This is a genomic window from Actinomadura sp. 3N508 (assembly GCF_044326375.1).
GTDB lineage: Bacteria > Actinomycetota > Actinomycetes > Streptosporangiales > Streptosporangiaceae > Spirillospora.
Genome location: NZ_JBIRAX010000001.1, coordinates 335724 through 357628, shown reverse-complemented (window position 1 = coordinate 357628; position 21905 = coordinate 335724). Strand labels below are relative to the sequence as shown.

General features: G+C 72.2%; 18 protein-coding genes. 13 read left to right on the top strand and 5 right to left on the bottom strand.

The features are described 5' to 3' along the window. The first annotated feature begins 22 nt into the window (after positions 1-22). Complete coding sequence (gene galT, locus ACH34S_RS01540) at positions 23-1084, top strand: galactose-1-phosphate uridylyltransferase (protein WP_395950523.1); 1062 nt, start codon at positions 23-25, stop codon at positions 1082-1084. Here the strand turns inward: galT and ACH34S_RS01535 are convergent. After that, positions 1071-2513 (bottom strand): hypothetical protein, encoded by a 1443-nt coding sequence (locus ACH34S_RS01535; protein ID WP_395950522.1) that lies wholly within the window; start codon positions 2511-2513, stop codon positions 1071-1073. The genes galT and ACH34S_RS01535 overlap by 14 nt on opposite strands. Positions 2514-2622: 109 nt before the next feature. Between ACH34S_RS01535 and ACH34S_RS01530 the strand changes: the two genes are divergently transcribed. The 3 genes from ACH34S_RS01530 (at position 2623) to ACH34S_RS01520 (ending at position 5579) form a co-directional block, all read left to right on the top strand. After that, positions 2623-3525, top strand: coding sequence for a hypothetical protein (locus tag ACH34S_RS01530; RefSeq protein WP_395950521.1), 903 nt, complete (start codon positions 2623-2625; stop codon positions 3523-3525). Between the two features lie 107 nt (positions 3526-3632). Continuing rightward, positions 3633-4682, top strand: coding sequence for a LacI family DNA-binding transcriptional regulator (locus tag ACH34S_RS01525; protein WP_395950520.1), 1050 nt, complete (start codon positions 3633-3635; stop codon positions 4680-4682). Between the two features lie 219 nt (positions 4683-4901). Beyond that, complete coding sequence (locus ACH34S_RS01520; RefSeq protein ID WP_395950519.1) at positions 4902-5579, top strand: NADAR family protein; 678 nt, start codon at positions 4902-4904, stop codon at positions 5577-5579. Positions 5580-5645: 66 nt separating this feature from the next. On the opposite strand, the gene ACH34S_RS01515 is transcribed toward ACH34S_RS01520, so the two are convergent. Next, entirely contained in the window at positions 5646-6143 is a 498-nt protein-coding gene (locus ACH34S_RS01515) for an RICIN domain-containing protein (RefSeq protein ID WP_395950518.1), read from the bottom strand. Positions 6144-6291: 148 nt separating this feature from the next. On the opposite strand from ACH34S_RS01515, the gene ACH34S_RS01510 reads away from it, so the two are divergent. Beyond that, the gene (locus ACH34S_RS01510) at positions 6292-7053 is read left to right on the top strand and encodes a response regulator transcription factor (RefSeq protein ID WP_395950517.1); all 762 of its coding nucleotides are present in this window, start codon (positions 6292-6294) and stop codon (positions 7051-7053) included. Between the two features lie 361 nt (positions 7054-7414). Here ACH34S_RS01510 and ACH34S_RS01505 read toward each other — a convergent pair whose 3' ends face one another. Continuing rightward, positions 7415-7906, bottom strand: coding sequence for a putative toxin-antitoxin system toxin component, PIN family (locus ACH34S_RS01505; RefSeq protein ID WP_395950516.1), 492 nt, complete (start codon positions 7904-7906; stop codon positions 7415-7417). A 2-nt stretch (positions 7907-7908) separates the two neighbouring features. Beyond that, on the bottom strand, positions 7909-8220 hold the full coding sequence (locus tag ACH34S_RS01500; protein ID WP_395950515.1) for a hypothetical protein: 312 nt from the start codon (positions 8218-8220) through the stop codon (positions 7909-7911). 156 nt (positions 8221-8376) lie between these two features. On the opposite strand from ACH34S_RS01500, the gene ACH34S_RS01495 reads away from it, so the two are divergent. After that, entirely contained in the window at positions 8377-11913 is a 3537-nt protein-coding gene (locus tag ACH34S_RS01495) for an AAA family ATPase (protein WP_395950514.1), read from the top strand. Positions 11914-11935: 22 nt separating this feature from the next. On the opposite strand, the gene ACH34S_RS01490 is transcribed toward ACH34S_RS01495, so the two are convergent. After that, entirely contained in the window at positions 11936-14083 is a 2148-nt protein-coding gene (locus tag ACH34S_RS01490) for a germacradienol/geosmin synthase (RefSeq protein WP_395950513.1), read from the bottom strand. Positions 14084-14218: 135 nt separating this feature from the next. Here ACH34S_RS01490 and ACH34S_RS01485 point away from each other — a divergent pair, with 135 nt between their 5' ends. The 7 genes from ACH34S_RS01485 to ACH34S_RS01455 all read left to right on the top strand — a co-directional run bounded on the left by ACH34S_RS01485 (position 14219) and on the right by ACH34S_RS01455 (position 21633). Then, a complete protein-coding gene (locus ACH34S_RS01485; protein WP_395950512.1) occupies positions 14219-14623 on the top strand; it encodes a phage holin family protein in 405 nt (134 codons plus the stop codon). Between the two features lie 61 nt (positions 14624-14684). Next, a complete protein-coding gene (locus ACH34S_RS01480) occupies positions 14685-15530 on the top strand; it encodes a deoxyribose-phosphate aldolase (RefSeq protein WP_395950511.1) in 846 nt (281 codons plus the stop codon). 31 nt (positions 15531-15561) lie between these two features. Further along, the gene (locus ACH34S_RS01475) at positions 15562-16122 is read left to right on the top strand and encodes a 2Fe-2S iron-sulfur cluster-binding protein (protein ID WP_395950510.1); all 561 of its coding nucleotides are present in this window, start codon (positions 15562-15564) and stop codon (positions 16120-16122) included. Next, positions 16119-17177: an FAD binding domain-containing protein gene (locus ACH34S_RS01470; protein WP_395950509.1), complete on the top strand. Its 1059-nt coding sequence runs from the start codon at positions 16119-16121 to the stop codon at positions 17175-17177. Before ACH34S_RS01475 ends, ACH34S_RS01470 begins: the two co-directional genes overlap by 4 nt. Further along, a complete protein-coding gene (locus ACH34S_RS01465) occupies positions 17174-19231 on the top strand; it encodes a xanthine dehydrogenase family protein molybdopterin-binding subunit (protein WP_395950508.1) in 2058 nt (685 codons plus the stop codon). Before ACH34S_RS01470 ends, ACH34S_RS01465 begins: the two co-directional genes overlap by 4 nt. A gap of 125 nt (positions 19232-19356) precedes the next feature. Continuing rightward, a complete protein-coding gene (locus tag ACH34S_RS01460) occupies positions 19357-21012 on the top strand; it encodes an L-lactate permease (protein ID WP_395950507.1) in 1656 nt (551 codons plus the stop codon). A 168-nt stretch (positions 21013-21180) separates the two neighbouring features. Then, on the top strand, positions 21181-21633 hold the full coding sequence (locus ACH34S_RS01455) for an STAS domain-containing protein (RefSeq protein WP_395950506.1): 453 nt from the start codon (positions 21181-21183) through the stop codon (positions 21631-21633). Positions 21634-21905: the final 272 nt, after the last annotated feature.

Below are 21905 nucleotides of genomic sequence, written 5' to 3'. Positions count from 1 at the left end.
CCCGCCGGTACGCTGCCGGGACATGCACCGGACACGCGCGCGGCTCGCGGACGGCCGCGAGATCGTCTACTACGACGCGGCCCCGGGCCGGGTGCCCGCCGCCGATCCGCGCGACCTCCCGCCGGTCGAGCCGGTGTGCGAGGTCCGCCGCGACCCGCTGACCGGCGAGCACGTCACGATCACCGCGCACCGCAACGCCCGGACGTTCCTGCCGCCCGCCGACCAGTGCCCGCTGTGCCCTGGCGGGGCCGCCTCCGAGGTTCCCGACCCGTCCTATGAGGTCGTGGTGTTCGAGAACCGGTTCCCGTCCTTCGACGTCCGGACGCCGCCGCTGTCACCCGCCGTGCCTTCGCTCGACGGAGTGGAGCGGTTCCGGGGCGCGGGGCGCTGCGAGGTCGTGTGCTTCACCGATGAGCACGCCACGTCGATGGCGTGTCTGCCGGTGTCCCGCGTCCGGACGGTCATCGACGCCTGGGCCGACCGCACCGCCGAGCTTTCCGCGATCCCGTCCGTCGAGCAGGTCTTCGTCTTCGAGAACCGCGGCGTCGAGATCGGCGTGACCCTGCACCACCCGCACGGGCAGATCTACGCCTACCCGTTCGTCACGCCCCGCACCGGACGGATGCTCGCGCGGGCCGCCGCCCGTCCCGGCCTGTTCGGCGAGGTGCTGGAGGCCGAACGCGCAGGGTCCCGCGTCGTCCTGTCCGGCGAGCACTGGACGGCGTACGTTCCCGCCGCCGCCCGATGGCCCGTCGAGGTGCATGTGATGCCGCACCGGCACGTCCCCGACCTGGCCGCGCTGAACTCCGCCGAACGCGACGAGCTGGCCGTCCTGTACCGCGACCTTCTCCGCCGCTGCGACGGCCTCTACGACACGCGGCTCCCGTACGTCGCCGGCTGGCACCAGGCGCCCACCGGCGAGGGACGCGACCTCGTCCGCCTGCACTTGGAGCTGTTCTCCGTCCGCCGCGCCCCCGGAAAGATCAAGTATCTGGCCGGTTCGGAGTCGGGCATGGCCGCCTGGATCAACGACGTCGTCCCCGAGGAGGCGGCCGTCCGGCTCCGCGCCGTCACTGGCGGCTGAGCGTGCGGGTGATCCCGGCGGCGATCGTCGTCGCGAGCACCCAGCCGGTGATGATCAGCGCGTAGCCGAGCCACTGGTACCCGCCGCTCGCCTTGAACGCCTTCTCCTGCCCGAAGTCGATGATCGGCAGCATCAGGTCGAGCGTGTAGAACAGCGCGTTGAACGGCGGATGCTCCCCGGCCTTCAGCGGCTCCGGCGGATGCGCGCCGAACACGGTGGTGCCGGCCGCCAGCAGTCCCGCCAGCCACCCCGCAGCCCAGAGCGGCCGGAACCCGTACCCGACCGTCACGTCCTGCAGCAGCCCCCACATCCGCGCCCACCAGGGACGCGTCCGCCGGTGCCTGCGCTGCTTGGCGAGCTGGACGTTCCGCGCCGCGCGATCGTCCCCGGCCTGCCGGAACGCGGCGGCGAGCTGCTCGTAGGCGTGCGGGACATAGCCCTCCGCGTCCCGCTCCAGCAGCGCGATCCGCACGCGCGCCGGAAGGCGGGGAGTGAGCGCGCCGTAGGTCAGCCCGTCGAGCCAGACCGTCCCGCCGAGCGCGTCCGGCGGGACGTGCAGCAGGCCGAACCGCCCGCGGAGCAGGTTGGCCTCGCCGTCGACCCGGCCCTCGCGGAGCCACACCTCCCCGATCTCGGCGCTGGTGGCGCGCAGCGACGACAGCCGCGCCTCCGTCAGCACGAGCAGCCCGGGGATCGTCGCGCCGCGCACGTTGACCTCCCCCTCGAACCGGGCCCGGGTGGCGATCACGTCCGACCCGACGGTGAGGTTCGCGGCGTCCAGCGCGAGCCCGCCCGCACAGCTCAGGACGGCGCCCTCCAGGTTCACCAGCCCCGACACCGACGCCCCGGTGAACCTGGCCCCGCCCTGGACGTGCAGCCCGGTGGCCCGCACGTCGTCCTCGATGACGGTGTGGCCGAGGCGCAGGACCTGGTCCGCCGCCCCGCCGGTCCCGAGCCGCGCCCCCTCCAGATACAGGGAACTCGACAGCCGCGCGCCGCCGAGGTGCACGCGCCCCGGGATGCGGCAGCCGGCGATGCTCAGGACCCCGTCCACCCGCACGGTCGCCGCGTCCAGGCCCGGCAGGTACGACTCACTCAGGGTCACCTGCCGTAACCGCGCGCTGTACAGCATCGGCGTCTCCTCGAAGTGGCACGCCTTCAGCCGGATCGGATGCTCCACCGTCGCGTAGTGCAGGTTCAGCTTCCCCGTGATCCGGGCGCCCACCACCCGCACCGCCGCGACGTCGCCCTCCACCGGCGGTCTCAGCAGCAGCTTGCGCAGCACCTCGGCCCGCACCGTGCGCGAGCGGCCCCACGCGGCGCCGTTCTCCGGGTCGTCGTCCGTGCCGTCCCGGAGGTCGACGGACGCTCCGGTGGGGAACGCCCGCCAGACGCGCCGCTCGACGGGCGTGAGATCAACCGGTTCCACGACGCACGAACCTAGTCCAACCCGGACGAATCCAGCTGTGCCCATCGGATAGGTACGCTTTTCGCCACTTCGTGGAACGATCTGAGCGCGGTGCCCTACCCTCCCTCGCATGCCGGAAAGCGTGCAGGCTGCCCCGCTGGCCGACGGGTCGTTCGACGGCGTCGCCGCCACCGCGGAGGGGCACCCGCTGGTGTTCACGTCCCGGACGGCCTACGGCGCGAACACCGGCCAGGCATGGGACCTGGCGACGGGCGCGATGCTCGGCCCGCCGATCCCCGACTTCCCCGCGGGCCGCGCCGAATGGACGTTCGGCCTCCCCACCGGATCACCGACCGTGGCCTGGACGCACCGCGACCGCGTGCACGTCCAGGACGTCCGCACGGGCCGCGAACTCGCCCTGGACGGCCAGCCCGACCTGCTCGCCCTCGCCGTCCACGGCGGGCGCGGCGCCGTCGTCGCGATCTTCGGCCCGGCGAACGACGCCGAGGTCGTCGTCTGGGACGCCGTGACCGGCGACCGGCTGGCCGAGTTCGCCCTCTGGCTCGGCCACGGCACGGCCATCGACCGCACGGCCCTGCACGCGACCCCGGTGTCGGGCCCGCTCATCGCCCTGACCGGCGGCGCGGACGCCGTCGTCCTGGACGTCGAGCGCGGCGAGGAGGTCACGGCCCGCACGGCGCACGGCTTGATCCTGGTCCGGCCGGTGGAGAACGCCCTGCACGTCCGCGGCCTGGACGGCGACCGGCTGACCGTCCTCACGGCCCCCGCCCCATGCGACCGGGTGACGACGCTCTCGGGCGCCACCGACGACCTGCTGGTCGCCGCGGGCCTGGAGGGAGACCCGTGCACGATCCTGGCCTGGGACGCGGTGCCGTCCGAGAGCGAGATGCCCCTCGGCCCGTCCCACTGCGTGAAGGTCCCCGCCCCGGTCAACGACCTCGCCCTCGCCCCCGACGGCACACTCCTGACCGCCACCGACGAGGGCCTCTACGCCACCCGCCTGCGCGGGTAGATCGCCCTGGCCCGCGCACTGCCAGGGGGTGTGACGGAATTCGCGTTGGGGAGTGGCCTTCGCGCGTACCGTGAGGAGCGTCGCACGGCGCGATGAGGAGGGCGGCGATGACGGCGCAGGGGCCCGGGGCCGGACGGGGGTATGTGACCCTGCAGGACGTGGCGCGCGAGGCCGGTGTCTCGCTCGCCACCGCGTCCCGCGTCCTCAACGGGACCTCGCAGGTCCGCGCCGACTTACGGGCGCGCGTGCTCGCCGCCGCCGCCGACCTCAGCTACACGCCCAACGCGCACGCTCAGGCGCTCGCGAGCTCGTCCAGCAAGTCCGTCGGGGTGGTCTGCCACGACGTCAGCGACCCGTACTTCGCCGCCATCGCCCACGGCGTGATGCGCACCGCCGCCGAGCACGGCATGCTCGTGATGCTCGCCAGCACCTTCCACGACCCGGTCCGCGAGGTCGAGTACGTCGCGATGCTGCGCGCGCAGCGGGCCCGCGCGATCCTGCTCATCGGATCCGGCTTCGAGGACCGGGAATGGGAACGCTCGATGGCCGCCGAACTGGACCCGTACCAGCGGACGGGCGGCCGGGTCGCCGTCCTCAGCCGGCACCGCGGCCTCCGGGCCGACGCCGTCCTGCCGCAGAACCGGGAGGGCGCCGCCGCGCTCGCCCGCGCCCTGCTCGACCTCGGCCACCGCCGCTTCGGCGTGCTGACCGGCCCGCGCGCGCTCACCACCGTCACCGACCGGCTGGGCGGCTTCACCGGCGCGCTCGCCGACGCGGGCGCCCGCGTCCCGGCCGGGCACATCGTCGAGGCGGGCTTCACCCGCGCCGGCGGCTACACCGCCGCGGCCGAGCTGCTCCGCAGCGCGGACCGTCCGACCTGCGTGTTCGCCGTCAGCGACCTGATGGCGATCGGTGCGCTCGCCGCGTTCCGCGACCATGGCGTGTCCGTGCCCGGCGACATCTCGCTCGCCGGGTTCGACGACATCCCGATCGCCGGCGACCTGACGCCCGCCCTCACCACCGTCGCGCTCCCGATGGACGCGATGGGCGAACGGGTCATGGGGCTGGCGCTGCGCGAGCCCGCGTCCCGCCGCAACCGTGTCGAGCGCGTGTCGGGCGAGGTCGTCCTGCGCGCCAGCACCGCCCCGCTCGCCTAGAAGCAGAGAACCCGCCCGGAGACTCCGGACGGGTTCTTGATCTATCGGCCGGGGGCCGTTCAACGCGTGGCGTCCTCTTTCGCCTCGGCCTCCGCGGGACGCTCGCTCTCCGCGTCCTCCGGCAGCTCGGGCCACTCGTCGACCTTCGTGCGACGAGGGTTCGCCAAGGGATTGCTCATCGTTGCCGCTGTCCTCCTGTTCGGGCCGAATCAAAGGGAAATGTTCCCGACGACCGGCCCGGTTCCGCAAAATGGTCTAGACCGCGGGCTCACCCGTCCCGCGGCACGTCTCTCAACACCGCCGCCCGATCGTCCATTCCCGCTCGAAAACCGGCTCGCCGCGCGTGGCCGTTCCTGGCACCCTCTCCTCATGGACGTCGCCGAACTGATCCGCCTCCAGAACCGGGGCACGCGCCTGAAGTTCCTGTTCTTCTGGGGGCACCGGACCCCCGGTCCCGGATACCTCAGCCAGTGGTGGCCGTCGCCGTTCACCGTGGACGGCACCCGCTATGCCACCGCCGAGCACTACATGATGGCGGAAAAGGCCCGGCTTTTCGGGGACGAGGAATCGGCGGACGCCATCGTCGCCGCGTCCCATCCCCGCCGCGCGAAAGATCTCGGCCGCCGCGTCCGCGACTTCGACGAGCGAACCTGGCGGGACAACCGCGTCGCCATTGTCACCAAAGGCAATGAGGCCAAGTTCGCCCAGAACAAGGAACTCCTCGACTATCTCCTCGGCACCCGCGACCGCATTCTCGTGGAAGCCAGCCCCTTGGACCGCGTCTGGGGCATAGGCATGGCCGCCGACGATCCGAACGCCGAAAACCCCTCAGCCTGGAAAGGAGAGAACCTCCTGGGCTTCGCTCTGATGACCGCCCGCGATTCACTGGCCCGCTGAAATGGCGAGGCCTCTGGTGGACGCTCCCGCAGTCCACCAGAGACCCCACGACCACAGGGTGGTGCGCTACCAGGTGCCCCACCAGCTCTGGTAGACGGTGGCGTTGCAGGGGTAGGTGCGCATGCCGTAGCTGCTCTGGTCCAGGCACCTCAGGGTCGCCTGGTTCTTGATCTGGGTGGTCCCGTCGCGCCAGCGGTGCAGCCACCAGCTCTGGTACGTCATCTTGTTGCAGGGGAATGCCCGCAGGCCGTAGGCGTTGCTGTCGTCCAGGCACATGTTGCTGGCGATGTGCCTCAGCTCATACGTGCCGTCCTGCCAGCGGTGAACGTTCCACCGAATGTCGGCGTTGATGTCGCAGTAGACGTTCAGCCCGATGCGTCCCTCGCCGCCTAGGCAGATGTTGGAATTCTGCCGCTGCCACTTCGTCACCGTGTCGGCATGCGCCGCGGGCGCCGCGACGCTCATCGCCGTCGCCGCCGTGACCACCGCCAGGCCCAGGCCCGCGGCGCGCCGGCGGACGCTCCGCCGGGCACCGTCCCCGCGACCGCCTCTGATGGTCCTCATTCGTCTCCTCGTGATCATCGGGCGGCATTTCTCCCTGCCGGTAACGGGCCGCCCGCAACCAGGACACCGGCCGCCCGAAAGAATCACACATCGCGCCGAGAGTCTGGTATGGGTAGTACTGCGTATTGACGACCGCAAGATCGGGGGAGTGTTGTCGTCCGTCGAACGCATGCTGGATCTGGCCGTGGCCGTTCTGCATGAGCGCGATCCCAATGAGTTGTGGCCACTGATCACGATCGAGTTGCTTCGCGGCTGCGAGGCCGACGTGCTCATCCACAAGACCGAGGCGTGGTCCGAGGACGCGGGCGCCGTGCCCACCTTCACCCGCGAGGGCACACCGGCCACCCGCCTGGACGAGCCGTCCCAGCGGATCCTCCGCCGGGGTTACCCGTTCATCGGCCACCCGCCCGCCACGGACCGGACGCCGGTGTCCGCCTTCCGGCTCGCCGGCGAACGCGGCTGGCGGGGCAGCGCGACCGCCCATGTGGCCCGCGGCGTCCTCGGCGCCGACCACGTCCTCGGCCTTCCGCTCCCGAGCCCCGCCGCCCCGATCATGGGTTGGCTGATCTACCGTTCCGGAGCCGACTTCACCGACGACCACCTGGCCTACGCCCGCCGCGTCCAGCCCCTGCTGTCCGGGATCCGGCAGCAGGCCGAGCTTCTCGCCCGCTGGCAGACCGCCACCGGCACGACCGGCCCGTGCCCCGTGGGCCTGACCCCGCGCGAGACCACCGTGCTGCTCCTGCTCGCCGAAGCGCTGACGGCGGACGCCATCGCCCGGCGGCTGGGCATCTCCACTCGCACCGTCCACAAGCACACGGAGAACCTCTACCGAAAGCTCGGCACCCGCGACCGCCTCTCCACCGTCCTCCAAGCCCAGCGCCACGGCCTCCTCCCCCGCGCCAACTAGGGGAGGAGGCCGGGGCCCGCTTCCTCGCGTTTCAGGATCGTGGTGCTCCGGGACTGGGGACCGGCCCCGGAGTGCCCGGGGCAGGGGTGCCGGACGCCCGGCCCGGGGCTGGGGCGGGGCCGACGAACAGCAGGACCTGGTCCTTCGCCCACGGGGTGGGCGTCATGGACGTACCAGGTCGGCGGTACCTGGTCGGGACGCAGGTCCTTGCTCTCGTTCCCGTCCATGGCGCGGTACTCCGGAACGGTGACGTTCCGCTTCTTCAGGGCACAGCGACAGCCTGATCCGGTGGCCTATCCGCCGGCCAGGCGCTCGGCTTCGCCGGGTCGTCCTGGGTGACCGGTGCGGCCGCCCTCTTCGTTCAACGGCGACGGGCGTGACGGCGCATGCCGTCCACCTTCTGGCGGAAGACCTCCGGCGTGACGATCGGGGTGCCTCGCCACGGCGACATGGAGATCAGGTCGGTGCCGTTACTCACGACGAGCAGCGCCCCCACCTCGGTCGCAAGGTCGAGGATCAAGTTGTCCTCGTGGTCGGGGCAGTCGTGCACCGTGCGCGGCGGATCTATCACTTCGCCCTCGCTGTGCTCGGCGACGGCGACGAGTGCCGTCAGGTACGCCTCGGCCTTCGCATCCTCCCACTTGAACAGTTCCACGAGGATCCGTTCGATGTTCCGCAGGATGTGCGGGGACAGCCACAGCGAGAACTCCGCCGCGTCGTTCGCGACTCCCAGGCAGTCGGCTGAGGCGTTCCCCGACGTCGGCGGCGGCGACGGCCATGACCGGAACGGGCTGTTCCCGGTCGCCGCGGCCGTGACGAGCACGTTGATGTCGAAGACCACAGGTGCCGGCACGGTCAGGCGCTGCTCTCGCCCTTGAGGAACTCCCGGATGCGGTCGGGGACGTCGGCGGGTTCGATACCGAGTTCCGCGGTGCGCTGCTGCCCGTAGGACTGAAGGTCGCGCAACTGCTCCGCCAGCATGATCGACTTCATGACGCGGTAGGTGGCGCGCAGATACGCCGACCGGTTCCCGTCACCGAAATAGTCGACGAGCTCATCGAGAACCGGGCGATCTTCGGCGTGGACGGAGAACCCCAGGGTGTGCGCCTGAGGCTTGCCGGGACGACGCGCTGCCCTGCCCTTGGATCTTTTGGTGTCAGCAGCCATACCGGTAAGTGTAATTCACTGCTGCGAAAGTGCGAGATCTTGCATACAGCCTGTTGTGGGGGTGGGACGGCAGAGTGCGGTGGCGGCGATGCCGCTCGGCCAACGCGCGCGGACGTAGCATGGGCGGGGGTTGTGGGCTGGGTTCGGAGGGTGTGCATGCGGCGGCGGCAGGGTCCCGTCTTTCCCGGGTACCTGATGATTCTGCTGGTGGCGTTGCTGGGGCTGGCGTTGCAGGTGTCGCCACAAACCACGCATGTAGTGCAGAAGTGGGCGCTTCCGGTCATCGTGCTGTGCATGCTGCTGATCCCGCTCGTCCTGGCGTGGGAGAAGGGCCAGGAGCGGCGGAATCTCGCGCGGCCGGTGTGGAAGGGCGACCGGTCGCCTTACCCCGGGCTGGACGCGTTCACCGAGGACGACGACGCCGTCTTCTTCGGGCGGGACGCCGAGATCCAGGAGCTGGTGGAGCGGCTGCGGGGCGAGCGGCGGGCGATCGCGGTCACCGGTCCGTCCGGGGTGGGGAAGTCGTCGCTGCTGCACGCCGGGGTCCTGCCGAGGGTGGCGCAGTTGCGGCGATGGATCATCGTGCCGTCGACGACGCCGGAGGACGACCCGTTCCGGTCGCTGTCCTACTGCCTCGCCGACGCCCTGAACACGGATGCCGCGGACATCGCGGCGAGCCTGCGGGCGGACGGCCGGGACGCGCTCGGCCGGAGCCTCGACGCGCTGCGGAAGGGCCGGCGGAACCGGGCGGTGCTGATCGTCGTCGACCAGGCCGAGGAACTGCTCACGCTGAGCGGCGACGATGATCGTGACGCGTTCCTGGGCATGCTCAAGGACGCCTTGGACGGCGACCCGAAGCTGTGGGTCGTGTTCGTGTTCCGGGCGGAGTTCCTCACGGCCTTTCTGAGCGGCGAGCACGCCGACCTGTTCCGGCACCCGTTCACGGTCACGGCGCTCGACCGCGCTGCGCTGCGGACGGTGATCCGCGAACCGGCGGAGCGGGTCGGGATCACGTTCGAGCCGCCGGAGCTGGTCGCGCAGATGGCCGACGACACCGGCGACGGGACGGCCCTGCCGCTGCTCGCCTACCTGCTGCACGAGCTCTACCTGCACGCCGGCCGCAACAGCACCATCACCCTGGAGGACTACCGCAGGACCGGCGGCGTCGACGGCGCCCTGACCCGGCGCGCGGACCGGCTCATGGCGGAGCTCGAGGCGCTGGACCCCGCGCCGCCCGTCCTGCCGACGCTGCTGAAGTTCGTCAAGTTCACCGAAGGGCGGCCGACACGGCGGCGGGTGCCGGGCGGCGAGCTGGACGGGCCGGGACGCCTGGTCGTGGACGCGTTCGTCCGCGAGCGGCTGTGCACCAGCGGCCGCGACGGCGACGACGCGGTGTTCGAGGTGTCGCACGAGGCGCTGTTCTCCGCGTGGGCGCCGCTGCGGCAGACGATCGCGCTGCACGCCGAGACGCTGCGCCGCATCGCCGACCTGGAGCACTGGGCCGCGGAATGGGACCGCTACGGCCGCCAGGAGGCCTACCTGCTGCGCGGTGACCGGCTCGCCGGGGCCCGCAAATGGATCGATGAGGCGGACGGCCTCGCGGCGATCGAACCGCTCGCCGTCGAGTTCGTCGAGATCTCGCACCGGTCGGACGGCGTCGCGATGCAGCGGCTCGCCGACTCGATCGCCCGGCAGGCGCTGACCGCCTTCCAGACCGACCCGGAGCACAGCCTCCTGCTCGCCCTTGCCGCGCACGAGGAGTGCGCCCCGACCCCGCTGGCGCGGCGCGCGCTGTCGGCGGGCTTCGCGGTGTCGCGGGCGCGCGGCGTGCTGCGCGGCCACGAGGACCGGATCTGGTCGGTGGCCTGGTCGCCCGGCGGCGAGCTGGTGGCGACGGCGTCGTCGGACCGGACGCTGCGCGTCTGGGACGCCGGGTCCGGCGCCGAGGTTGCGGTGCTGCGCGGGCACGAGGGCCCGGTCATGGCGGTCGCGTGGTCGCCGGACGGGCGGTGGCTCGCGTCCGCGTCCGACGACGGCACCACACGGGTGTGGGACGCCGCCGCGTACACCCGCATCGCCGTCCTGCGCGGCCACCGCGACAGGGTGTGGGGCGTCACCTGGTCGCCCGACGGGACGCGGCTCGCCTCCGCGTCCCGCGACGGCGACGTCAAGATCTGGAACCCGGCGGACGGGACGGAGACCGCCACGCTCGGCGGCCATGACGGCTGGGTCCGGGACGTGGCCTGGTCACCGGACGGGGCCAGGCTCGCGAGCGCGTCCGACGACCGCACGGTCAGGATCTGGGACGCGACGTCCGGGCGGCTGGCCGTCGTCCTGGAAGGGCACGAGAACTCCGTCCGGAGCGTCGCCTGGTCGCCCGACGGCATGCGGCTCGCGAGCTGCTCCTATGACCGGACGGCCCGGGTGTGGGAGGTCGAGTCCGGGACGTCCGGGCCGGTGCTGACCGGGCACGGCGACCTGGTGTGGAGCCTTGCCTGGTCGCCGGACGGCGCGCGGCTGGCCACCGCGTCCCACGACCGGACGATCCGGCTCTGGTCGGCCGCGGAGGGCACCGAGCTCGCGGTGTTCCGCGGGCACGGTGAGGCGCTGCGGGCGGTGGCGTGGTCGCCGGACGGCGCCCGGCTCGCCAGCGGTTCCAACGACCGGACCGTCCGGTTCTGGGACGCCGAGCGCGCCGCGGAGATCGCGGTGCTGCGCGGGCACGAGCGGGCGGTGGCGGCGGTCGCCTGGTCGGCGGCGGGCGTGCTCGCCTCGGCCTCCTACGACCGCACGGCGCGGATCTGGGCCGACGACGGTCCCCGCGTCCTGCGCGGGCACACCGACGAGGTGTGGGCCGTGGCCTGGGCGCCGGACGGGGCCCGGGTCGCGACCGCGTCCCGCGACCGGACGGTGCGGATCTGGACGGCGGACGGCGCCGAGGAGGCCGTCCTCGGCGAGCACGGCGACTGGGTCCGGGCGGTGGCGTGGTCACCCGGCGGCGAGCGGCTCGCGTCGGCGTCCGACGACCGGACGGTCCTGGTGCGGCGGCTCGGGGACGGCGGCGAGCCGCTCGTGCTGCGCGGCCACGACGACACGGTGCGCGCCGTCTCCTGGGCGCCGGACGGCGAGCGGCTCGCGACCGCGTCCCAGGACGGCACGGTCCGGGTCTGGGAGTCGCGGACGGGCCTGCAGGTCAGGGTGCTGAACGGGCCGCAGAGCGCCGTCCGGACGATGGCGTGGTCGCCGGACGGCACGCACATCGCCGCCCTGTCGCAGGACTCCGAGACGGTGGTCTTGGACGCCGTCGAGGGAACGGAGGTGGCCGTGCTGACCGGGCATGACGACTGGGTGTGGGCGGTGGCGTGGTCGCCGGACGGCCGGACGCTGGCGACCGCGTCCAGGGACCGGACCGTCCGGCTGTGGGAGCCGCTGACCGGGCGGGAGCTGTGCGTCGCGGCCGTGCACGACGATGAGGTGTGGGGCGTGGCCTGGTCGCCGGACGGGACGCGGATCGCCACGGGATCCGGCGACCGCACCGTGCGGATCTGGGAGGTCGTCACCGACGGCGAGGCGCTCGTCGCGCGGGCCCGGACCCGGGTGTTCCGGGGGCTCACGCAGGACGAGCGCCACACCTTGATGATCCCCGCCCCCCGGACCGCGCCGGAGCCGGAGGGCGAGCGTTCACCCGCCTGAGCGGGTCAACGGCCTGAGCGGGTCAACCGCCTGAGCGGGCGTGCAGGCGGAAGGCCGACGTGCCGAGGCCCGCGGGTTCGGGGACGCCGGGCGGGGCCGGGCGCTCGTCGTAGCGGTCGGTCTCGCGGTGCCATTTGAGGATCCCGGCCATCCAGTCGCGGAGTTCGTCGAGGTAGGCGCCGAGGGCGGTGCGGGCCGTCTCGTCCAGGTCCATTTCGTCGGCCAGGGCCGGGAGCTCGTGCTCGGCGAGGTATTCGAACTGGCGGCGGCGGGACGTGATGAGGTCGTTCACGATGGGCAGCGCCTCGTCGCGGCCGCAGCCGAAGAAGTTCTGCACGGCGAGGATGCCGTTGTTGAGCTCGCCCTCGTACTCGATCTCCTTCTGGTAGGAGAAGCAGTCGTTCATGAGGCAGGCGACGTCCATCACGGAGGCGTCGATCTCGCGGAGGGTGCGGGTCTTGAAGACATCGGCGGGGATCTCGTGGGCGTGCTCGATCCGGGCGAGGGCCATCGTCATTTCGGAGCCGAAGGTGTGGCGGCGCATCTCCAGGTAGTCGACCGGGTCGGGGATGCGCGACTGGAGGTGGTTGTTCAGTTCCCAGAGCCAGCTCTCGACCATGTGCTCGACGGTGGCGCGGAATTCGCGGCGTCCGGCCTCGTTCATGGGGGTGGCGGTGCGCCGCCAGAGGTCGCCGAGGGCGGCCTCGAAAGGGTTCTCCGGGGTGGGCGTGGGGCCGCAGTCGAGCGGCATGAACGCGGGGACGCGGGCGTTGAAGTGCTTCGCACCGGCCATGTCGCGGTCGCGGTTGAAGATGGCGGGGAAGTAGTCGTCGCCGTAGGTTCCGCAGGCCAGCCACTGGGTCGCGAGGTCGAGGGCCTCCGGGCTCGCGTCGGGGTCGAGGGACGCGGAGCAGATCTCCAGCGCCATTCCGGTGAGCAGTTCCTCGTTCCAGACCGGTTCGGGATGGCGCGGCTGCGGGTCGAACATGCCCATGTCGCGGCACCAGGCGATGGTGTTGGCTCCGGCGCTCGCGCGGTGCGGGTTGACGCGCGCCGGATAGGGGATGTCGAACTCCGGCAGCGGCGTCGGCCCCACCTTCTGGTAGGGGACGTGCGGAAGGCTGATCCGGGCCGACCGGAGCAGCGCGGGAATGCGGGCCGCGGACATGCCCAGCGACTTCTTGTTCATGTAGCGGCCGGAGCGCGTGTGCCATTCGTGGCAGCCGGACTGCCAGTCCTGGAGCGCCTTCACATACATCGACACGTTCGCCCGCTCGACGGGGTCGAGGGCGTAGTCCTCGAAGAGCTGCGGCAGTTCGGTGAGGGTGGTGTTCTCGAACTGGCGGAGCCGCGACGTCAGCAGATCGTTGACGGTGTCGGCGGCGGCCTGCGGGGCGACGTCCAGGAACCGTTCCATCACGAGAACCGAATTGTTGATCTCGCCTTCGGACTCGGTCTCGCGCTGGTAGGAGAAGATGTCGTTGCGCAGATGGACGGCGTCCGAGAACGTGTCCTTGAGGACGCGCAGCGGCCGCGTCCGCACCACCCGCCAGGGCACCTCGACGCCCGCCGCGTGCTCCGCCAGATCGGCCGACCACGGCGCGCCGCCGACCTTGCGGCGCATCTCGATGTACTCGACCGGGTTCGGGACGCGCCCGGTGCTGATGTTGGACAGCTCCCACAGCGATTCGCGGAGCAGGTTCAGGGTGCTCTCGGAGAAGCGGCGGCGCCACGCGTGCGACTTCGACGGGACGGTCCGCGCCCACAGGTCGGCGAGCCCCCGCTCGACGGCGTTCGTCGGCTCCGGCGGGTCGAGCGACATGAACAGCGGGAGCCGGTCGAGGTAGGACTTCGCGCCCGGCTGGTCCTGCGTCTTTTTGAAGACCTCCAGGAAATGGTCGTCGAAGTAGAAGACCCAGACGTACCAGTCGGTGATGAGGTCGAGCTCTGGGGCGTCGCAGTCGGGATGGGTGTAGGCGCACAGCAGCGGGTAGTCGGCGGATTCGAGCTTGGCCTCGTCCCAGACGTCGGGGGTGCCGGGGTCGCGGTTGTCGTCCAGCATCCGCATCTCGCGCGCCCAGGCCATCGTGTGCGCCCGCGCGCCCTCCAGGTGCGGGTTGAGCCGGGCCGGGTACGGGACGTAGAAGTCGGGCAGCTCGAACGGTTGCATCGACCGGCCTCTCTCTCGCGGGGTCCGGGACAGGTCCAGAACGGTCCGCTCGGCAACTTACAGCACCCGCAAAGTTACCGACGGTGACATATTGCTCTCCCGATTCTTAGGCACGCTCACGGGTAAGGCGAGGTCATGACGGAGTCGTATGAGCCCGCGGAGGTCGAGGACGACGACTCGCTGGCGCAGAACCTCCTGCTCGCCCGGCGGGTGGCCGACGCCGCGCAAGAGGAGATGCTGGACAAGGCGAGGCGGCGCGTTCCGGCGCTGCGGCTCGGTGCCGTCGCCGGGGTCTTCGGAGTGCTCGCGACCGCCGCCGTCCACCGGATGAACGTGCGGTTGCTGGAGCGGAAGCTGCCGCCCGAGCTGGCGGCGTTCGTCGCGGCGGCCGTGTACGGGAGCGGGGCGGGTGCGGCGGCGATGGTCGCGTCCCGCAGGTGGCGGGGGCTGCCGCCGCCGCTGCCGACCGAGACGGCCCGCCGGCTCGCGGAGATCCTCACCGACTCCGGCGGCTCCGCGGCGCCCGATCGGCCGGCGTGATCGACAACCCATGACGGACGACGGCGGACGAGGCGGTCTGCGTGTCGATGACCTTGCCGACGTGCGGGCCACGCGGCCCGGGGCGATCGCCGAGGCCGCGGCGGAACGGCGACGCCGGGAGGGGCCGCCCGGTGCGGCCGGGCGCCGGTTGATGATCATCGCGGCGGACCATCCGGCGCGCGGCGCGCTCGGTGTCGGCGGCGACCTGACCGCGACGGCCGATCGCTGCGAGTTCCTCGACCGGCTCCGCACGGCGCTTGACCGGCCCGGCGTGGACGGCGTCATCGGCACCCCCGACATCCTCGAAGACCTTCTCCTGCTCGGCGCCCTGGACGGGCGGCTCGCGATCGGGTCGATGAACCGGGGCGGCCTCGCCGGGACGGCGTTCGAGATCGACGACCGGTTCACCGCCTACGACGCCGCCGCGATCGCCGCGTCCCGGCTGGACGGCGGCCGGCTCCTGTTCCGCGTCGACGACTCCGACCCGGCGACCGCCCGGACGCTGGAGGCCTGCGCGGCGGCGGTGTCGGCGCTCGCGCGGCGGCGGCTGCCGGCGCTGGTGGAGCCGCTCGTCGCGCATCGCGTCGACGGGCGCGTCCGGAACCTGGTGACGCCGGAGGCGATGATCCGGGCGGTGTCGGTCGCGGCGGGGCTCGGCGTCACGTCGGCGTACACGTGGCTGAAGGTGCCGGTCGTGCCGGAGCTGGCGCGGGTGCTGGCGGCGACGACGCTGCCCACGCTGGTGTCGGTCGGCGACGACGGCGGCGACCCCCATGAGGCGCTGGACGGCTGGCGTCGCGCGCTGCGGATCCCGGGCGTCCGGGGCCTCGTCGCCGGACGCGCCCTCCTGTACCCGCCGGACGGCGACGTCGAGGCCGCCGTGGACGCCGCCGCGGCACTCTTGTGAACAGGCGTCGATCGAGGGTAGGGCCGGAATCATGGACAGCGAATCCACCCCGGTGCACGCCGACGTCACCCTCGTCGTGAACGGGCGGGAACACCGGCTCAGAGTCGACACCCGCGCGTCCCTCCTGGACGTGCTGCGCGAAGACCTCGGGCTGACCGGCTCGAAGAAGGGCTGCGACCACGGGCAGTGCGGTGCGTGCACGGTCCTCATCGGCGGACGCCGCGCGAACGGGTGCCTCGCGCTGGCCGTCGCCCATGACGGAGAGGAAATCGTCACGGTCGAAGGGCTCGCGCAGGACGGGCGGCTCAGCACCCTCCAGGAGGCGTTCATCGAACAGGACGCGTTCCAGTGCGGGTACTGCACGCCCGGTCAGCTCTGCTCTGGGACCGGGATGCTGGACGAGGCCGGGCAAGGCTGGCCCAGCGCGGTGACCGGCGACCTTGGGGCCGACCCCGTCCTGGACGACGACGAGATACGCGAACGCATGAGCGGCAACCTGTGCCGGTGCGGCGCCTACGTCGGCATCGTCGCGGCGCTGAGGGAAGCGGCACGCCGCGAGAAGACGGCGAGCAAGGAGGCGGCCGAGGCATGAGGCCCTTCACCTACGAGCGCGCCACCAGCGCCGAGGACGCCCTGACGCGGCACAACGGCCACGACAACGGCCACGGCAACGGCCGCACCGGCGGCCACGATGGCGAGACCTACTACCTCGGCGGCGGGACCAACCTCGTCGACCTGATGCGGCTCGGCGTCGAGACCCCCGCCCGGCTCGTGGACGTCGCGCACATCCCCTACGACCAGATCCAGCTGACCCCGGGCGGCGCGCTCCTCATCGGCGCGGCCATGACCAACAGTGCCCTCGCCGCAGACCGGACGGTGCGCGAAGGGCATCCCATGCTTGCGCAGGCCGTCCTGGTAGGGGCGTCCGGGCAGATTCGCAACAAGGCGACCGTCGGCGGCAACCTCCTGCAACGCACGCGCTGCTCCTACTTCCAGGACACCGCCAAGCCGTGCAACAAGCGCAACCCCGGCAGCGGATGCCCGGCACGGGAAGGGGAGCATCACAACCTGGCGATCCTGGGGCATTCGGAGGCGTGCGTGGCGACGCATCCGTCCGACATGGCGGTGGCGCTGTCGGCGCTGGACGCGTCGGTGCACGTCCTAGGGCGCGGCGGGCCGCGAACCATCCCGATGGACGAGTTCCACCGGCTCCCCGACAACGAACCGGAGCGCGACACCGTCCTGGAGCCGGGCGACCTCGTCACGACGGTCGAGGTTCCTCCGCTCGGCATGCCGTCCCGCTACCGCAAGGTCAGGGAGCGGGCGTCGTTCGCGTTCGCGCTGGTGTCGATAGCGGCGGCGCTGGACGTGGACCCGGACGAGGGCGTGGTGCGGGACGTCCGGGTGGCGCTGGGCGGCGTCGCGCACAAGCCGTGGCGGGCCTGGTTCGGCGAGGAGGCGCTGCGCGGGAGGCCCGCGACGCGCGAGTCGTTCCTGCGCGCCGCCGAGGCCGAGCTGGACGCCGCCGAGCCGCTGCGCGACAACGCCTACAAGGTGCCGCTCGCGCGCAACCTGATCGTCCGGACGCTGACCGAGCTGGCCGAAGCGGCCGGGGTGACCGAAGCGGGGGAGGGGACGGCGTCATGACCGAACGGCTGGAGAGCCGCGAGAAGGTCACGGGAGAGGCGCGTTACGCGTTCGAGTACCCCGTCGAGAACGTCGCGTACGCGGCGGCCGTCCAGGCGAGCGTAGGACGCGGTGAGATCGTCGCCGTCGACACCGACGCGGCGCTGGCGCTGCCCGGCGTGCTCGCCGTCCTGTCATGCGAGAACGCGCCGAAGCTCGGCGACCCGGCGGACGGCGAGCTGGCGGTGTTCCAGTCCCGGACGGTCTCCTACCGGGGCCAGTTCGTCGCGGCCGTGGTCGGCGAGACGCTCGAAACCGCGCGGGAGGCGGCCCGTCTCGTCCGGGTCGAGTACGCGCCGGAGACCCCGGACGTGCGGCTGCGCACCGACCACCCCGGCCTCTACCGGCCGGACCAGGTGAACCCGGTCTTCCCTGCCGACACCGAGCAGGGTGAGCCAGAGGACGTGTTCAACAATTCAGCAGTTCGCGTGGACGTCACCTACACGACGCCCGCCGAGCACAACAATCCGATGGAGCCGCACGCCACCATCGCCCGCTGGGACGAGCACGGGCACCTCATGCTCTACGACTCGACGCAGGGCGCATCGAACGTCAAGAGCATGCTGGCCCAGACGTTCGGCCTTGACCCGTCCCATGTGCGGGTCGTGGCCCCGCACGTCGGCGGTGGGTTCGGTTCCAAGGGGATCCCCAAGGCGAACGTCGTCCTGGCCGCGATGGCCGCAGGCGCCGTGCGGCGTCCGGTCAAGTTCGCCGTCCCGCGCCAGCAGATGTACGCGACGACCGGCTACCGGACGCCGACGATCCAGCGGCTCCGCGTCGGCGCGGACAACGACGGGCGCCTGAACGCGATCCTTCACGACGTGGTGGAGCAGACGTCCACCGTCAAGGAGTTCGCCGAGCAGACCGCCACCCCGACCCGCATGCTGTATCAGGCGCCCCACCGGCGGACGACGCACCGTCTGGTCGCCCTGGACGTCCCCACACCGTCCTGGATGCGCGCCCCGGGCGAGACGCCCGGCATGTACGCGCTCGAATCCGTCATGGACGAGCTCGCCGTCGCCGCCGGCATCGACCCCATAGAGCTGCGCATCCGCAACGACACCGACCGTGAGCCGGAGAGCGGCCTGCCCTTCAGCTCGCGCAACCTCGTCGCATGCTTGCAGGAGGGTGCCGCCCGCTTCGGCTGGGCCGGACGCGACCCCGCGACCGGTGTCCGCTGGGAGGGCCGCAAGCTCATCGGCATGGGCGTCGCCGCGTCCACCTATCCCGCCTACATGAGCCCCAACCGCGCGAGCGCCCGCGCCGAGCCGGACGGGACGTTCACCGTCCGCATCGCCGCCGCCGACATCGGCACCGGCGCCCGCACCGCCCTCGCGCTGATCGCCGCCGAGACCCTGAAGGCGAACCTCGGCGACGTGACGGTCGAGCTGGGCGACAGCGCGTTCCCCAAGGCGTCGGTCGCCGGCGGCTCCTCCGGGACGGCCGGATGGGGGACGGCCGTCGTCCGCGCCTGCGAGGCCCTGCGCGGCAAGCTGAACGGCGAGGTCCCGCCCGAGGGCCTGGAGGCGGAGGCCGACACGACCGCAGAGGTGAAGGCGCGCGAGAAGTACGCCCGGCACGCGTTCGGCGCGCAGTTCGCGGAGGTGGAGGTGGACGCCGACACGGGTGAGGTCCGCGTCCGCCGGATGCTCGGCGTCTTCGCAGCCGGGCGGATCATCAACCCGACCACCGCCCGCTCCCAGTTCATCGGCGGCATGACGATGGGCATCGGCATGGCGCTGATGGAGGAGAGCGTCATGGACGAGGAGTTCGGCGACTACCTCAACCGGGACCTCGCGCAGTACCACGTCCCGGCCTGCGCCGACGTCCGCGACATCGAGGCGACGTGGATCGAGGAGTCCGACCCGCACCTGAACCCGATGGGCTCCAAGGGCATCGGCGAGATCGGCATCGTCGGGGCGGCGGCGGCCGTCGGCAACGCCGTCCACCACGCGACCGGCATCCGCGTCCGCCACCTGCCCATCACCCCGGCCAAGCTCCTCCCTGATCTCTGACCTGGGCGCTCTCCGAGCCGCCGGGCATGACTGTTGAAAAGTTCACTATCAGGAGTGATGCGCGCACGGATCGTGGGTATCGATGACCTTGCTCGGGGGCGCTCCCAACCCGCGAGGTGATCGCCGTGTACCAGCAGGTCCTCGATCCCGTCGCCGACTCGCTCGGCTGGAGCTCGCTCGTCGCCGCGCTGCCGCTGGCGGTGCTGTTCGTCCTGCTCGGGGGCGTCCGGATGCGGGCCTGGCTGGCCTCCCTGATCGCGCTGGCCGTCTCCCTGGCCGTCGCGATCTGGGCCTACGGGATGCCCGCCGGGCAGGCGCTCCTCGCCGGGACGGAAGGCGCCGCGTTCGGCTTCTTCCCCATCCTGTGGATCGTCATCAACGCCCTGTGGGTCTACAACATCACCGTCACCACCGGCCACTTCGACGTGCTGCGCCGCACGTTCGCGCAGGTCAGCGACGACCAGCGGCTGCAGGCCGTGCTGATCGCGTTCTCGTTCGGCGCGCTGCTGGAGGCGCTCGCCGGGTTCGGGACGCCGGTCGCGGTCACCTCCGTCATGCTGATCGCGCTCGGCTTCCCGCCGCTGAAGGCCGCCGTCCTCGCGCTCACCGCCAACACCGCGCCGGTCGCGTTCGGCGCGATGGCGACGCCGATCCTCACGCTCGGCAAGGTCACCGGCGAGTCCAGCGACACGCTCGGCGCCATGGTCGGGCGGCAGACCCCGATCCTCGCGGTGTTCGTCCCGCTCGTCCTCGTCGCCATCGTGGACGGGCGGCGCGGCTTCCGCGAGACCTGGCCGGTCGCGCTGCTGTGCGGCGCGTCGTTCGGGGCCGCGCAGTACGCGACCGCGAACTTCGTCTCGGTGCCGCTCGCGGACGTCGTCGCGTCGCTGGTGTCGGCGGCGGCGGTCGTCCTCGCCGTCCGGCTGCGCCCGGCCGCGCCCGCGGTGCCCGCCCCGGTCGCGGGCGGCGCCGCCGACGAGCCCACCCCCGAGTTCGCCGCCCGCGTCGAGGGTGATCGGCGGGTCGCCCCGGTCCAGGACTCGCGTGCCGAGATCGTCCGCGCCTACGCCCCGTACGCGATCATCATCGCGGTCTTCGTCGTCTGCCAGTTCGGCCCGGTCAAGGACGCCCTCGACAGGACCACGGCGACGTTCTCCTGGCCCGGCCTTGACCTCACCGACCCGGCCGGCGAGCCGCTGGCGCTGCCCACGTTCACCCTCAACTCCCTGACCACGCCGGGGACGCAGATGCTGGCCGCCGGGCTGCTCACCATGGCCGCCCTCCGCGTCGGCCTCGGCCGGGCCGCGGGCGCGTACCGGACGACCCTCGTCCAGCTCCGGTGGGCGATCATCACGGTGATGGCGGTGCTCGGGCTGGCGTTCGTGATGAACGCGTCCGGCCAGACGGTCACCCTCGGCACCTGGATGGCCGGGGCGGGCGGCGCGTTCGCGCTGCTGTCGCCGATCCTCGGCTGGCTCGGTACCGCCGTCACCGGCTCGGACACCTCGTCGAACTCGCTGTTCGGCGCGCTTCAGGTCACCGCGGCCGGGAAGGCCGACCTGTCGCCGGTGCTGATGGCGGCGACGAACAGCTCCGGCGGCGTCCTCGGCAAGATGGTGTCGCCGCAGAACCTCGCCATCGCGGCGGCGGCCGTCGGGCTGGACGGGCGCGAGGGCGACATCTTCCGCCGCGTCGTCCTGTGGAGCCTGCTGTTCCTCGCTGGAATGTGCCTTCTGTCCGGGCTGCAATCGACCGGCGTCCTCGGCTGGATGGTGCCGTGACGGGCGTTCCGCGGCGGAACGCGGCGGAACGCGGCGCGTCCGGCAAAGGAAATCGCGCCCGATCATTGTTTTCCCGCCCGGTTGGGGTCAGAAGCCGCCGACAGATGAGAGCCTGGGATATACGGGACCGCGACGGCGGCGGCACCCCCGGTCCGAGGCGAGGAGCGGATGACGGTCTGGCGGATCACCGACGGTGAGGACGGCGTCGAGTCGGGCGAGCGGGCATCGCCCGCCACCGGCTCCGGGCCCGGCTCCGGCGACGGATCCGGCGGCGACATCGTCGAGCTCGACACGGCGTTGCTGCACATCAGCGCCTCGCCGGTCGCGGCGCGGCTCGTGATGAGCGGCGAGATCGACGTGTCGAACGCCGGGGAGGTGACCCGCGCGCTCGACGCCGCGGGCGGCCGCGTGCCCGGCTGCGACGTCCACGTCGACCTGACGGAGGTCGACTTCGTCGACGTCGCGGGGCTCCGCGCCTTCAACCTCGCCGCCCTCGACCTCCAGGAGGACGGGCGGATGCTCGTCCTGCACGCGGTCTCGCCGCACATCGACAAGCTGTTCGCGACGATCGGGTGGAGCTCGACCCCCGGCCTGCAGATCCACTGCGGCCCCCGCGCCTGACCCCCGTGCCGCCGCGCCCGCCGCGCCCGCCGCGCCCGTCGCGCCCGTCGCGCCCGTCGCGCCCGTCCCGCCGGTCCTCGCGTCGTTAAGCAATGCGCCACCTCCGGCTCCCCGCGCGGCAAACATCACCGGCCCTGCCCGAGATGTCATTGATTATCTGTTCTGGGGCAGTTTGACACTCAAAAGTGTGGTTAGGGGGTTTTTGGTAGCTCTCCTAATTCAGAGGGGGATCTCATGGCAAGGCGTAGACATCGTGCGGAAGAAGAGCGTGC